The organism is Pseudomonas sp. CFBP 8758, from assembly GCF_014841725.1.
Classification (GTDB): Bacteria; Pseudomonadota; Gammaproteobacteria; order Pseudomonadales; family Pseudomonadaceae; genus Aquipseudomonas; species Aquipseudomonas baltica.
This window is the reverse complement of sequence record NZ_JACYUK010000006.1, coordinates 200403-214518: the sequence shown is the minus strand read 5'-3', so window position 1 is coordinate 214518 and position 14116 is coordinate 200403. Positions and strand designations below refer to the sequence as shown.

The window sequence follows — 14116 nt, the reverse complement described above, 5'->3', positions numbered from 1 at the left end:
CATCCAGCCGCTACCTGATATCAATGAAGTTCCCTGTTCAGGGCACTTGGCGATTGGCACGAACACTGCAATCTACAACGTTATCGATGACGTCGCAGACCTCATCACTCGAGTCCGACTATACCAATAGAAGCTCGCCTTATATTCATTGGGTGGGAGCAACACATTTGAAGTTACATGCCTATACGCCGTCGTTGAACAGTCGGCGCAGTACCGCCTATCGCTATACCGAATTCGCTTCAGGCCTGAGTGCCTGCCTGTTGTTCACTGTCGCTCCTGCCTTCGCCGATACACCAGAGCAACGCTTGCAAACGGTCACTGTGCAGGCCGCCAAGGCGACGCCGGTCGAGCTGTCCCGTGCCCAGCTCAAGGAAGTACCTGGGGGCACCAGCCTGGTCGAGCAGGCCGAGGTCGACAAAGGGCGCTCCGCCAGCCTCGAAGACACCCTGGCTTACCAGCCAGGGGTGTACGCGCAGTCGGCCGGTGGCAACGACGCGGTCAAGATTTCCATCCGCGGCTCCGGCGCCAATGCATCACCGGGCTACTTCCGCGAGGGCACCAAGTTCCTCTTCGACGGATTGGCATTGACCGGCGCCGGCGGTACGCCGTACGAGCTGCTGGACGGGCAGGGCTTGCAGTACACCGAGATCCTGCGTGGCGCCAATGCCTTCGAGTACGGCGCCTTGTCTCTGGGTGGCGGCATCAATTTCATCACCCATACCGGCTACAGCGCGCCGGGCAGCCAGATCAAACTGGAAGGTGGCAGTTTCGGTTGGCAGAAACAGACCCTTCGCACCGGCGGTGTGGTCGGTGATGCAGACTATTTCGTCAGCGTCGACAACGCTCGACGCGATGGTTATCAGGATTACACCTTCAGCAAGTCCAAGGGAGTCGTGGGTAACTTCGGCTACCGGTTCAATCCGAAACTTCAGACGCGTCTGATCGTGCGCTACCGCGAGGAATTTCACGAGAACGCCGGTGCGCTGACGCGCGCCCAGCTCAAGCACGACAGCACCCAGACCAACGCGGCCACGCGCGCCAGCCGCGGCGACTCGACCAAACGCGGCTCTACCTGGGTAGCCAGCAAGACCACCTACACCTTCGACGACGACGCCACCCTGGAATTCGGCGTTGGGTACCACGACTATCCGCAGATCTTGAACCGTCGCAGCACGGTCAACCCCAACTACTGGGACTGGAGCGACATCAACGCATCGCTCAAATACACCCGCTACGACCAACTGTTCGGCCTCGACAGCACCACCACCCTGGGCTTCACCAGCACCGAGCACTTGAACGCAGGCGCCAAGACCTATCGCGGCGACAAGGACCTTGGGCTCCTGCAGAAAAACGTCAAGTACGACGGCTCCTTCGACCATGTGTTCACCGTCGGCAACGACCTGGGCCTGACCGATCGGTTGTACCTGACCACCGGCGTCTCGGCGATCCAGATCAAGCGCGACATCGACGTGTCTTTCAGCGATCGGCCCAACACCAGCGGCTTTCCCACGCGCTACGACTACGCCGACTGGTCCCTGGCACCGCGTGCGGGGCTGCGTTTTGAACTGACCCCAAACTTGCAAGTGTTCGGCAACGTCAGCCGCTCCATCGATCCGCCCAGTTCGTGGTCGATCTCCAACTCCGGGGTAACCAACAACTACATCAAGCCGCTGGTACCACAAACCGCGAACACCGTGGAATTCGGTGTCCGCGGCCAGTCCGAGCGTTTCGACGGCAGCCTGGTGCTGTACCGCTCCTGGGTCAAGAACGAGTTGCTGACCACCCAGATTGCCGCCGCCACCGGCACCAGCGCGGCGATTGTCTCGACATCCAATGCCACCCCGACCATCCACCAAGGTATCGAAGCGGGCCTGACCACCCAGCTCTGGCAGGGCAGCAACGGTGATGTACTCAGCTGGCGCCAGGCCTACACCCTCAACGACTTTTACTACCGCCACGACCCTGCCTTCAGCAAGAACGAGTTACCGGGCCTGCCCAAGCATATCTACCAGGCCGAACTGCAATACCAGTACGCCAATGGTTTCTACGCCGGCGTCAACGTGCGCTCCGCGTCGAGTACGGCGGTGGACTACGCCAACACGTTCAACGCACCGTCGTACACGATCTTCGGCGCACGGCTGGGATACGACGCGCCGAGCAAGAAGTGGCAGGCCTACGTGGACCTGAAAAACCTCGGCGACAAGGATTACGTGACCGCCATCGTACCGGGCTACAACGCTCAGGGGCAGGACACTGCAGCGCTGTATCCGGGGGACGGCTTCGGTGCGTTCACCGGCGTGACCTACAACTTCTGATGGCTGCCCGACCCATGACCTCGACCTTCTTCGGCTGCGCCTTGATCGGCGTGCTGTTCACGCTCTCGGCCTGTTCGCCCGCTGCCGATGCGCCAGCCACACCGGTGGCGCAGGCACCGAGCACCGACGGCATCGTCAATGGCGATCTGATCAGCTACCCCGCTTCCGACTACCACGAAGAGGAACCCGGCAAGCGCGGCGGGACGCTGCGCGTGACCACGGCCGCCGACACCGGCACCTTCGACGTCCATTCGATTTCCCATGGCAACGTGCAGTGGTTGGGGCGAGTGCTGTACGACTGCCTGGTTTACCAGGACGAGGAGGGCAGGGTCTCGCCCTGGCTGGCAAAATCCTGGGAAGTGTCCGAAGACGGCAGGACCTACACCTTTCACCTGCGCGAGGGCGTGACCTTCAGCGACGGGGAGAAATTCAATGCCCAGGCGGTGAAGATCAACCTGGAACACATGCGCGATCCCGCGACCAAGTCGCCCTTGGCGGCAGCCTATATCGCACCGTATGACCAGGGTCGGGTGATCGACGAGTACACCTTCCAGGCGACTTTGCGCGAACCCTATTCGCCGTTTCTCGACGTGCTGGCGCAGTCCTGGCTGGGGATGATTTCGCCGAAGCAGATCCTCGAAGCACCCAAGTCGATCGCCGAGCACCCCGTCGGCTCCGGGCCGTTCGTGCTGCAGAGCTATACCCGCGACCAGGGTGCGGTGTTCACCCGTCGCCCCGGCTACGACTGGTCGCCACCGGTGACTCGCCATCGAGGCGAGGCCTACCTGGATCGCATCGAGCTCAGCTTCGTGCCCGAGGCGATGATCCGCTTCACCTCACTCCAGGCTGGGCAGTCGGACCTGACGCTGGATGCGCCGCCGCAGAACGCCAAGGCCATTCGCGCCTCCACCGACCTGACCCTGCGCAGCCGCATTCGCAAGGGCAACCCGTTTCGCAGCCTGACGTTCAACGTCGAAAAGGCGCCGTTCGATGACGTGTGGGTACGTCGCGCGGTAGCCAAGGGCATCGACCGCGAGGGCCTGGCCTGGATCATCGGGTTCGGCGAATACCGGGTGAAGGCGGATTTTCTCGCCGCCAACACGCGCTACTACGACCCCACGTACAAGGATGTGCTGGCCTACGACGTCAAGGCCGCCAACGCCTTGCTCGACGCCGCCGGCTGGACCGCACGCGACGAGCAGGGCTATCGCACCCGCAACGGCGAGCGGCTGGGCGCGGCCCTGTTGGCAACCGAAAGCGCGAGCTTCTCCAGCAGTGTTGCGGTGGCGATTCAGGCAGACCTGAAGAAGCTCGGTTTCGCTTTGCGCATCGAGCTGCTGCCGCTGGCCCAGGTTACCGACCGCCGTTATGCCGGCAACTTCCAGGTCATGGGCGGTGGTTACTGGCACACCAACACCCCGGACGGTCTGTACATCCTGTACCACAGCGATTCCATCACTTCGGAAAAACGCATCGGCCAGAACGGCGGGCGTTTTCGCGATGCCGAACTGGATCGACTGTTGGCCGCAGCCCGACGCAGCCACGACCCGGCTCGTCTCGAACGATTGTACAGCAAGGCCCAGCAGCGCCTGGCCGAACAAGTGCCGGTGGTGCCTTCGTTCGAGAGCCATGTGCTGGTCGCCTACTCGAACCGCCTTGCCGGGGTGATTTTCGACACCTCGCACAACACGGTCTTTCTGCCCAGCCTGTGGCTACAAACGGAGGCGAAATGAACACTGCTCTGCGCAAGGTGCTCTGGCGCCTGCTGGCTGGTATCGGCGTCCTCTGGGGAGCCGCGACCCTGACTTTTCTGGCCATCAACCTAAGTGCCGGTGACCCTGCACTGGCCATTCTCGGCGGTCCGGAATCCATGCCGACCCCAGAGATGATCGTGCGGGTACGCGCCGAATACGGCCTCGATCAGCCGCTGATCGTGCAGTACGGCCACTACATCGCGCGCCTCGCCCAGGGCGATCTGGGCGAGTCCTACCGTCTGCGCATTCCGGTCACCCGGGCTATCGGCGCACAGATCGGCGCCACCGTGCAGCTGTCGATCTGCGCGGCACTGGTAGCCGTGATCCTGTCGGTCATCAGTGCGATCACCACGGCCAAGCGCAGCCCATGGGTGCGCTCGCTGGTATCGGGATCTGAGCTGGTGTTGTCGTCGGCGCCCTCGTTCGTCATCGGCATTCTCCTGCTGCTGGTGTTCGCCTTTCACTGGCACGTGCTGCCACCTTCGGGGTCGGGTAGCTGGCAGTCGTTGATCCTGCCGACCCTGGCGCTGGCCCTGCCGATTGCCGCCGTACTGACCCAGGTGTTGCGCCAGGAGCTGGAAGACATTCTCGACCAGCCTTTCATTGCCATGGCCCGCGCCCGCGGCATGTCCGAGACCGGTGTGCGCCTGCGCCACGCCCTGCGCCATGCCCTGGTGCCGCTGGTGACCCTGGCCGGTTTCGTCTTCGCCAGCCTGCTCGGCGGGGCGGTGGTGGTGGAGCTGCTGTTCTCCCGCCAAGGCATCGGCCGGCTGATGCTCGATGCGGCCAATGCCAAGGACGTGCCCATGGTGCTGGGCATCACCCTGTTGGCAGCGGCGATCTATGTGGCGGTGAACCTGGTGGTGGACCTGGTGAACCACTGGATCGACCCGCGAGTGAAGTCCGCATGACCCGAATTTTCACGGCTGCCAGGCGGCCCGATGACGCAAGGAAAAGACCATGAGTGTTGAACAGCGTACCGGCGGTTTCCCGCTGGCCCCCGACTATGCCCGCCTGCGGGCCCCCTTTGCGCCAATCTTCACGCGCATAGAGGAGACTGCACTGGCCCGCGAACAGCAGCGCGAACTGGCCTTCGAAGCGGTGAGCTGGCTGCGCGAGGCCGGTTTTGGTGCCTTGCGTGTGCCAAGCGAGCAGGGCGGCGCGGGCGCCACCCTGCCGCAGTTGTTCGAGCTATTGATCGAGCTGGCCGAGGCGGACTCCAACCTGCCGCATATCCTGCGCGCGCATTTCGGCTTCGTCGAAGGCCGCCTGTCCCGCGATGAAGCCGAGTCGCAGGCGTACTGGCTGGCCAAGGTGGTGGCCGGTGACCTGTGGGGCGCGGCCATGGCCGAGCGCACCGACACCAGCAAACAGAGCGTGACCCTGACGGCCGACAGTGAGCAGAGCTGGCGCCTGGACGGCAAGAAGTTCTACTGCACCGGCACCCTGTACGCCGACTGGATCGCCGTGTCGGCGCTGACCGGTGAAGACTTCGTCAGCGTCTCGGTGCCCACCACCGCGCCAGGCGTGAGCCGCGACGACGATTGGGACGGTTTCGGCCAGCGCCTGTCGGGCAGCGGCACCACGCGTTTCGACAATGTCCCGGTGCCGTCCGAGTACGTGTTGCGTCGCTATGCGGCCGGCGAGCAGCGTCCCGAGTCCTATATTTCTGCCTTCTATCAGCTGTTTCACCTGGCGACATTGGCCGGCATTGCCCGCGCGGTGCTGCGCGACGCCAGCGAGTTCGTCCAGGGCCGGACCCGTGCCTTCGGTGTGCCGGGCCAGTCCAGTCCCAAGGACGATCCACTGGTGCAGCGTGTCGTCGGCCGCCTGTCGAGCCTGGCCTATGCCGCGCAGACCCAGGTACTGGCGGTGGCGCAGGTGCTGCAGAACGTCCACGAAGCCGAACGCGCCGGGCAGGCCAGTGAAGCCCACTACACCGAGGCCGAGGTGCGCGCCTTTCAGGCTCAGCAGATCGTTCTGGAGCAGGTACTGGAAGCCACCACGTTGTTGTTCGAGGTGGGCGGTGCATCGGCCACCAGCCAGTCGCGGCGCCTGGACCGGCACTGGCGCAACGCGCGCACGCTGGCCTCGCACAACCCGGCGATCTACCGCGAACGGGCGCTGGGCAACTACTACCTCAACGGCATCAGCCCGAATGCCGCCTGGCGCGCCTCGCAGGCCGAGCACGCCGCCGCCCGATCCGAACCGGTCGCTGCTCTGCACGACGAAGCCAGCGCCGTCTGAACCGCCTTCAAGGAACCGCCATGAGCCCCAAACCGCAAATGAGCATCGGCATGAACATCCTCGGCTTCGGCTCGCACTCCGCCGCCTGGCGAATGGGCGAGGTGCCGGCCAATGCCTACCTGGATGCCGAGTACTACTGCAACATCGCGCGCATCTCCGAGCGTGGCACGCTGGACGCGATCTTCCTCGCCGACGGTCCGGCATTGGGCGGCGACGTGGCGCAGCACCCGGCCGGGCGCCTCGAGCCCACGGTGCTGCTGACGGCCGTGGCCCTGGCTACGCAACGCATCGGCGTGATTGCCACGGCATCGACCACCTATAACGACCCGTTCAACCTGGCCCGGCGTTTCTCTTCGCTGGACCATATCAGCGGCGGCCGAGCGGCGTGGAACGTGGTGACCAACGCTGGCGATGCCGCCGCGCAGAACTTTGGCCTGGCCGGTGCGCCGCTGCACGTGGACCGCTATGCACGCGCCGACGAGTTCATCGACATCACCCTCAAGCTGTGGGACAGCTGGGAGGACGACGCCATCATCGGCGATGCCGTCAGCGGCCGTTTCGCCGATCCGGCCAAGGTGCACACGCCCGATTTCGTCGGCAAACACTTTTCGGTCAAGGGGCCGCTCAACCTGCCGCGCTCGCCCCAGGGCCGGCCGGTGTTGGTGCAGGCCGGCTCGTCCGAAGGTGGCAAGGCGCTGGGCTCGCGTTATGCCGATGCGATCTTCACCACCCAGACCACCCTGGAAGACGGCCAGGGCTTCTATCAGGAGATGAAACACCGCGCCCGGCAATGGGGGCGCAACCCGGCGCACCTGAAGATCATGCCAGGGCTGTCGACGGTGATCGGCAGCACCGAGGCCGAAGCCCATGCACGTTTCGATCGCCTCAACGATTTCTACGGCGAAGAAGGGCTGCTGTATCAGGTGGCCGCGCGGGTGGGGTTGAGCGTCGCCGAGTTGGACCCCGATGCGCCGTTGCCCTGGGACAGGATCGGCCCGGTGGCATCCTTCGAGCGCGGCTCGCACGGGTTTCTCGAAGCCCAGCTGAACCTGGCGCGCCGGGAAAACCTGAGCATTCGCCAATTGTCGCGGCGCATTCTGGTCGGCCACCGCTTGCTGGTGGGCACCCCGGAGCAGGTCGCCGACACCCTCGAGCACTGGTTCCTGGCCGGTGCTGCCGACGGCTTCAACATCATGCCGGACATGTTTCCGTCCGGCGTCGAAATCTTCGTCGATGAGGTGGTGCCGCTGCTGCGCCAGCGCGGTGTTTTCCGCCACGAGTACAGCGGCCACACCCTGCGTGATCACCTGGGCCTGCCGTATCCGGCCAGCCAGTACGCACTCAGCGCCTGAACCTTTTCATGCCCGCAACGGACCGATTCGAACCATGAAATATCGCACTCTTGGCAATACCGATCTCAACGTCAGCCTGCTGGGCCTGGGCACCATGACCTGGGGGCATCAGAACAGCGAGCAGGACGCCCATCGGCAACTGGACCTGGCCCTGGCGCACGGCGTCAATCTGATCGACACCGCAGAGATGTACCCCACCCCGACCCATGCCGAGACCTGGGGCAGCACCGAGCGCTTCATCGGCACCTGGCTGCAGCGCAGCGGGCGCCGCGCCGACATCGTGCTGGCCAGCAAGATCATCGGCCCACCGCGCCAGCCGGGCACCGGCGGGCATATCCGCGACGGCCTGACCCGCCACGACCGTGCCAACATCACCGCAGCACTGGACGGCAGTCTCAAGCGCCTGCAGACCGATTATCTGGACCTCTACCAACTGCATTGGCCCGATCGCACCACCAACATCTTCGGCCAGCGTGAATACCCGTACGTCGAGGACAATGGCAGCGTCGCCATCGAAGAGACCCTGGAGGTGCTCGGCGAACTGGTCAAGGCCGGCAAGATCCGTCACATCGGTGTCTCCAACGAGACCCCTTGGGGCGTTGCGCGCTTTCTGCAGCAGGCCGAGCAGCGCGGGCTGCCGCGCATCGCCAGCGTGCAGAACCCCTACAGCCTGTTGAATCGGCTGTACGAAGGCGGGCTGTCGGAGTTCAGCCATCGCGAAGGGGTAGGGCTGCTGGCCTATTCGCCGCTGGCGTTCGGCACGCTTACCGGCAAATACCTGAACGGCGCGCGACCCCAGGGCTCGCGGCTGACTTCGGTGTACCGCACCTTCAACCGCTACGACAGCGACTCGGCCAGCCGCGCCATCACTGCCTACGTGCAGTTGGCCAATGACTATGGCTACACCCCCGCGCAATTGGCGCTGGGCTTCGTCGCCCGGCAGCCGTTCGTCAGCAGCGTGCTGACCGGGCAGACCAGCGAAGCGCAGTTGCAGGACAACTTCAGTGCGCTGGACATCGAGTTCACCCCGACCCTGCTGGACAAGATCGCCGAGATCCATCGCGCGACCCCCAACCCGGCGCCTTGATCGGTACCTGCCCTACGGAGAATCGCCATGGCAATCAGCTCATCACTCACGGTGCTGGGTCCGGTACCCGCAGGCACGCTGGACGCAGGCATCGATCGCCCTCGGGCGCGCACCCGGCTGCGGCCGGGACTGGTGCTGGCCGGCGCGTTCGTTCTGCTGCTGATCGTGGCAGCCATCGCCCCAGGCCTGCTGACCACGGTCGATCCACTCGACGCTGTGGCACGCCATGCGTACCGAGCGCCCGACGCCGTGCACTGGTTGGGCACCGACGAAAACGGCCGCGACGTGCTCAGCCGCCTGATCCATGGCGTGCGTCCGTCGCTGCTGCTGGGCTTGGCGGCCACGGCCATGGGTTTGGCGCTGGGCACCTTGCTTGGCCTGGTTGCAGGCCTGGGGCCGCGCTGGCTCGACGCCGCAGTGATGCGTGCGGTGGACGTGCTGCTGGCATTTCCGGATCTGTTGCTGGCCTTGGTGATCATCACCTTTTTCGGTCAAGGCACGTTGAACCTGATCATCGCCGTCGGCATCGCCAGCGTGCCGCGCTACGCCCGCCTGGTGCGTGCGCAAACCCAGGTGGTGCGTGGCGCCGGCTACGTGGAAGCGGCGACGACGCTGGGCCTGGGTCGTGCGGCGGTGATCTGGCGACACGTGCTGCCCAATGCGATCAAACCGATTCTGATCCTGGCCACCATCGGTATTGGCGGCAACATCACGGCCGGCGCGGCGTTGAGCTTCCTGGGTTTCGGCGCGCCGCCGCCCGCGCCGGAGTGGGGCACCATGCTCGCCATCGGCCGCAACTTTCTCGCCAACGCATGGTGGCTGGTGGCCTGGCCGGCGCTGGCGATCACCTTCACCGTCATCTCCATCACTGCCATTGGCCGTGAACTGCTGCGTCGCAGCGAAGGAAAGCGCTTATGAATGCCATCGTCCATCCGCCGCAGCCGCTGCTCGACGTGCAAGACCTGCACGTGGCGTTCAGCGCCCATGCGCAACCGGTGATCCGCGGCATCAGTTTTCAGCTGGCCGCCGGCGAATGCCTGGCGCTGGTGGGCGAGTCCGGCTCGGGCAAGAGCGTCACCTCGCGTACCTTGGCCGGACTTACCGGCGCGCATTCCGAAGTCCAGGCCCGGCGCTTGTCGTTCGCCGGGCGTGATCTGCGCACGTTTCGCGAAAAGGACTGGCTGCAGTTGCGCGGCGCCCAGTTGGGTTTCGTCATGCAGGATGCGTTGGGGGCGCTTGACCCGCTGCGGCGAGTCGGTCAGGAAATCGCCGAGCCGTTGCGCCTGCACACCGAGATGAAGCGCCGGCAGCGCGAGTTGCGTGTCATCGAGCTGTTGCGTTCGGTCGGCGTTCCCGAGCCCGAACTGCGCGCACGCCAGCATCCGGGCCAGTTGTCGGGAGGGCTGCGCCAGCGCGCGTTGATTGCCTCGGCCATCGCCTGCAACCCCCGCTTGCTGATCGCCGACGAACCCACCACGGCGCTGGACGCGACCGTTCAGGCGCAGGTCATGAGCCTGCTCGAATCGCTGCGCGGTGAGGACACCGCCATGCTCATCGTCAGCCATGACCTGGCGGTAGTCGCGCGCCTGGCCACCCGCATAGCAGTGATGTACCGCGGGGTGATCGTGGAGCAGGGCAGCGTCGATCAGATTCTGCGCGACCCTCGCCATCCCTATACCCAGAGCCTGTTGGCAGCCGGTACCGCGGTGCATTTCCGCCGCGCCTACGGCGACTCGGCCGCGGCCGCTGCGACGTCTGCAGCCGGTGAAGTCCTGCTGCGAGCCGAGCACCTGAGCAAGTCTTTCCAAGGCCCGGACGGGCGTGTGCGCACGGTGGTGGCAGATGTTTCGCTGCGCCTGGAGCGCGGCCGCACGCTGGGTATCGTCGGCGAGTCCGGTTCGGGCAAGACCACCCTGACGCGGATGATCCTGGGGCTGGAGCGTCCCGACAGCGGCGACGTGTGGATCGACGGCCAGCGCTGGTCCGATCTGGACAACGCCCAGCAAGCTCGGGTCCGGCACAGCATTCAGGTGGTGTTCCAGGATCCGCTCGGCTCGTTCGATCCGCGCTATACCGTGCAACGGGTCTTGTTCGAAGCGCTGCAAGTGGCGGGGCATCCACGGGCGACCTGGGACGCTCGGGCCGAGCGCTTGCTGGCGCTGGTGAAAATGGATGCTGCGGTGCTCGATCGGCGGCCCATGGAATTGTCCGGCGGGCAGCGTCAACGCGTTGCGATCGCCCGCGCGCTGGCGGCCGAGCCACAGATTCTGGTGTGCGACGAGCCGGTGTCGGCGCTGGATGTGTCGGTGCAGGCGCAGATTCTGCAATTGCTCGACGATCTCAAACACCGGCTGGGTCTGGCGTGCCTGTTCATTTCCCATGATCTGGGGGTGATCAACCACGTCAGCGACCATGTGCTGGTGATGAAGGACGGCGAAGTGGTGGAGGCGGGCGCAGTGCGCCAGGTCCTCGACCGGCCGCAACACCCTTACACCCAAGCCCTGCTCAGCGCCGTACCGACCTTGCAGACCGGCGCCTTGCGCGCGCTCACCTATCTGCCCCTGGCGATCTGAACGAACACCCCGGACGCGGCTCGCGCCGCTGCTACACGGTTTGCGCGTTCCTCTGTAGCAGCGGCGCAAGCCGCGTCGGCGGCATACGCGGTGCACCAGTAGAAACGCAACATCCCGGACGCGGCTCGCGCCGCTGACACTTGGAGACTATCGTTTGAAACCCTCGTACAAGGATCGTCAACACGCCCTGCGCAGCTGGAACATCCAGTCGCTGCCGGACACGCCCTTTGCCTTTGCCCGCTTCTTCGTCGGCCATTTCCGCGGTTGGTACCTGGCGATTCTCCTTTTGCAGGTCGTGGCGGTCACCTGCACGGTGCTGGTGCCCTGGGTGCTGGGGCAGATCACCCGGGTGGTGAGCCACGCCAGCGCGGCGACCCTCGACTGGCAGACATTGAGCCAACCTCTGCTGCTGTTCGCCGGCCTGTTGCTGCTGGAAATGCTGTGCACCCGTGGCGCCACCGGTGCGCACATCCGGGTGCTGCCGCTGCAGCGACGCACCGTGACCCATGCGGTTTACGCTTACCTGCAGCGTCACTCCCATCGCTTCGTCAGCAGCGAATTCGCCGGCGCCCTGGCGCACAAGATCTCCGAAGTCTCCATGGGCGTAGGCCAGGCGCTGGCGCTGTTGCTGTTCGACCTGATTCCGTTGCTGGTCACCCTGACGCTCGCCGTGGCGGTACTGGCCACGGCCTCGGTCTGGCTGGCGCTGTTCATGTTCGGCTGGTCGGTGGCGTTCATTGCCGTGTGCTATTTCCTGGCCAAGCGCAGCCATCCGTTGTCCCAGCAATACTCGGCGGCGCGCAGTACCAGCAACGGCAAGGTGGTGGATGCGGTGTCCAACCTGACCAACATTCGCCTGTTCGCCCGGCACTCGTTCGAGCATCGCTACCTGGGCGATTACCTGGACCGCGAGCTGAAAGCCGCAGGCCGTTCGTTTGGCTACATGGAGAAGATTCGCTGGTTCCAGTCGATCTGCGGGTTGTCGCTGAAGGTCGGCATGCTGCTGATCGCCCTGTACCTGTGGCGCCTGGGCAGCATCGACATCGCGACCTTCGTGATGGCTACCAGCCTGTCGCTGTTGATCATCACCGACGTGGCCAACCTGTCGCGGCGTTTCCTGGACTTCTTCGAGGCCACCGGCAATATCGCCAACGGCGTGCGCACCCTGATCCGCCCCCATGAAGTGGTGGATGAGCCCGATGCACAGCCGCTCGCCGCCGTGCGCGGCGCCATCGAGTTCCGCGATGTGAGCTTCGGCTATTCGCCGCAGAAACCGGTGTTCGAACACCTGCAGTTGTCGATCCCGGCGGGACAGCGGGTGGGTTTGGTCGGCACGTCCGGTTCGGGCAAGTCGTCGCTGCTCAATCTGCTGTTGCGTCTGTACGACGTCAACCAGGGCCAGGTGTTGATCGACGGCCAGGATGTGCGCAGCGTGACCCAGCATTCGCTGCATCAGCAGATCGGCCTGATTCCTCAGGAGCCGGGCCTGTTTCACCGCAGCATCGCCGAAAACATCAACTACGGTCGTCTGGATGCCAGCCCGCAGGAACTGGCACAAGCCATCCACCGCGCCGGCGCCAGCGCGTTCATCGATGGTATGGACCAAGGCGCTGATTCGCTGGTCGGCGAACGCGGTGTGAAGCTTTCCGGCGGCCAGCGCCAACGGATCGCCATCGCCCGCGTGCTGCTCAAGAACGCACCAATCCTGGTGATGGACGAGGCGACCTCGGCGCTGGACTCGATCACCGAGCGTTTCATTCAGGAGAAACTCGACGAAATCATGCAGGACAAGACCGTGATCGTCGTGGCCCACCGGCTCTCGACCGTCGCCCACCTGGACCGCATCCTGGTGTTCGAGGACGGCCGTATCATCGAAGACGGCTCCCACGATGACCTGCTGGCAAAGCAGGGCCAGTACTTCCGCCTATGGAGCCGCCAGGCACAGAACGCGTACGACGAAGAAGTCGCATCGGCTTAGCCTGATCGTGATTCGCCGCAGAATAGCGGTGTGTGGGGCGAGTTATGTGCCTGCTGAAGCTATTGCACAGCGAGGGCATTCAGGATTGCCCTCGCTGTGCAATAGCTTCAGCGAGGGCATTCAGGATTGCCCTCGCCAAGGTCGTGCACGTCACCAGTTGGAGCGTGGCCGCTGCCTTGTGTGGAAGATCCCGAGGATCTGCAGGCGATCGCCACAAATCCGGTACGGAATCAGATAGGACCAGTTCGGAACCGCCCACTCGCGTGTGTGTTTGACCCGACCCTCGCGTCCCATCGTAGGAAACTGCGCGAGTTTATCAACACTTGCGAAGATTGCATCTGCGAAATCATCTGCAGCTTTCGGATTTTCCAACGCAATGTAGTTGGCTTCGTCCTCTAGGTTCTTGAGGGCCTTTTCCAGCCATTCAACCCTCATTCCGACTCCAACGCCGGGCACGCATGGCCGCTACTCGTTCCTCATCGGCAAATTTGCCGTTGTCGGCTTCCTTTACCGCCTGCTCGATTTGCGCTGTCAGTGTTTTTTCATGTTCGATGTAGTCGCGAAGGACGTCCATGGCTAGATAGCTCGCGCTCTGGCCATGGCTCTTGGCAAGGTCCGAAAGAGAGTTGGACAGATCTTCCGGAAGGTTCAGCGATATACCGGTCATGGCAACCTCGGCGTTGAGTGGTGGTGAATATATTACACCGCAAAACCCCTTGAGCATTGGCGGGTTGTCGCGAGGTATGTATGAAGCCGCTCGCGACAGCGGCTTTTTCCGACGGTAGTCAAATCAAATAATCCAGCACTCCA

General features: G+C 64.2%; 11 protein-coding genes. 9 read left to right on the top strand and 2 right to left on the bottom strand.

The window, feature by feature from the left end:
• The first annotated feature begins 167 nt into the window (after positions 1-167).
• The 9 genes from IFT75_RS14945 to IFT75_RS14905 all read left to right on the top strand — a co-directional run bounded on the left by IFT75_RS14945 (position 168) and on the right by IFT75_RS14905 (position 13306).
• On the top strand, positions 168-2315 hold the full coding sequence (locus IFT75_RS14945; RefSeq protein WP_244652760.1) for a TonB-dependent receptor family protein: 2148 nt from the start codon (positions 168-170) through the stop codon (positions 2313-2315).
• A 14-nt stretch (positions 2316-2329) separates the two neighbouring features.
• Positions 2330-4048 carry an ABC transporter substrate-binding protein gene (locus IFT75_RS14940; RefSeq protein ID WP_192055400.1) on the top strand — a complete coding sequence of 573 codons (1719 nt, stop codon included), beginning with the start codon at positions 2330-2332 and terminating at the stop codon, positions 4046-4048.
• A complete protein-coding gene (locus tag IFT75_RS14935) occupies positions 4045-4980 on the top strand; it encodes an ABC transporter permease (protein WP_192055398.1) in 936 nt (311 codons plus the stop codon). Before IFT75_RS14940 ends, IFT75_RS14935 begins: the two co-directional genes overlap by 4 nt.
• A gap of 49 nt (positions 4981-5029) precedes the next feature.
• Entirely contained in the window at positions 5030-6316 is a 1287-nt protein-coding gene (locus IFT75_RS14930) for an acyl-CoA dehydrogenase family protein (protein ID WP_192055396.1), read from the top strand.
• 20 nt (positions 6317-6336) lie between these two features.
• A complete protein-coding gene (locus IFT75_RS14925; protein ID WP_192055394.1) occupies positions 6337-7668 on the top strand; it encodes an LLM class flavin-dependent oxidoreductase in 1332 nt (443 codons plus the stop codon).
• 34 nt (positions 7669-7702) lie between these two features.
• Complete coding sequence (locus IFT75_RS14920) at positions 7703-8755, top strand: NADP(H)-dependent aldo-keto reductase (protein WP_192055392.1); 1053 nt, start codon at positions 7703-7705, stop codon at positions 8753-8755.
• 27 nt (positions 8756-8782) lie between these two features.
• Positions 8783-9673, top strand: coding sequence for an ABC transporter permease (locus tag IFT75_RS14915; RefSeq protein WP_185793162.1), 891 nt, complete (start codon positions 8783-8785; stop codon positions 9671-9673).
• Positions 9670-11328: a dipeptide ABC transporter ATP-binding protein gene (locus IFT75_RS14910; protein WP_192055390.1), complete on the top strand. Its 1659-nt coding sequence runs from the start codon at positions 9670-9672 to the stop codon at positions 11326-11328. The genes IFT75_RS14915 and IFT75_RS14910 overlap by 4 nt, the downstream gene beginning before the upstream one ends.
• 154 nt (positions 11329-11482) lie before the next feature.
• A complete protein-coding gene (locus IFT75_RS14905) occupies positions 11483-13306 on the top strand; it encodes an ABC transporter ATP-binding protein (protein WP_244652759.1) in 1824 nt (607 codons plus the stop codon).
• A gap of 150 nt (positions 13307-13456) precedes the next feature.
• Here IFT75_RS14905 and IFT75_RS14900 read toward each other — a convergent pair whose 3' ends face one another.
• Both IFT75_RS14900 and IFT75_RS14895 read right to left on the bottom strand, forming a co-directional pair.
• The gene (locus IFT75_RS14900) at positions 13457-13741 is read right to left on the bottom strand and encodes a type II toxin-antitoxin system RelE/ParE family toxin (RefSeq protein ID WP_122477635.1); all 285 of its coding nucleotides are present in this window, start codon (positions 13739-13741) and stop codon (positions 13457-13459) included.
• Positions 13731-13973 (bottom strand): CopG family ribbon-helix-helix protein, encoded by a 243-nt coding sequence (locus IFT75_RS14895; protein WP_122477637.1) that lies wholly within the window; start codon positions 13971-13973, stop codon positions 13731-13733. The genes IFT75_RS14900 and IFT75_RS14895 overlap by 11 nt, the downstream gene beginning before the upstream one ends.
• Positions 13974-14116 lie beyond the last annotated feature (143 nt).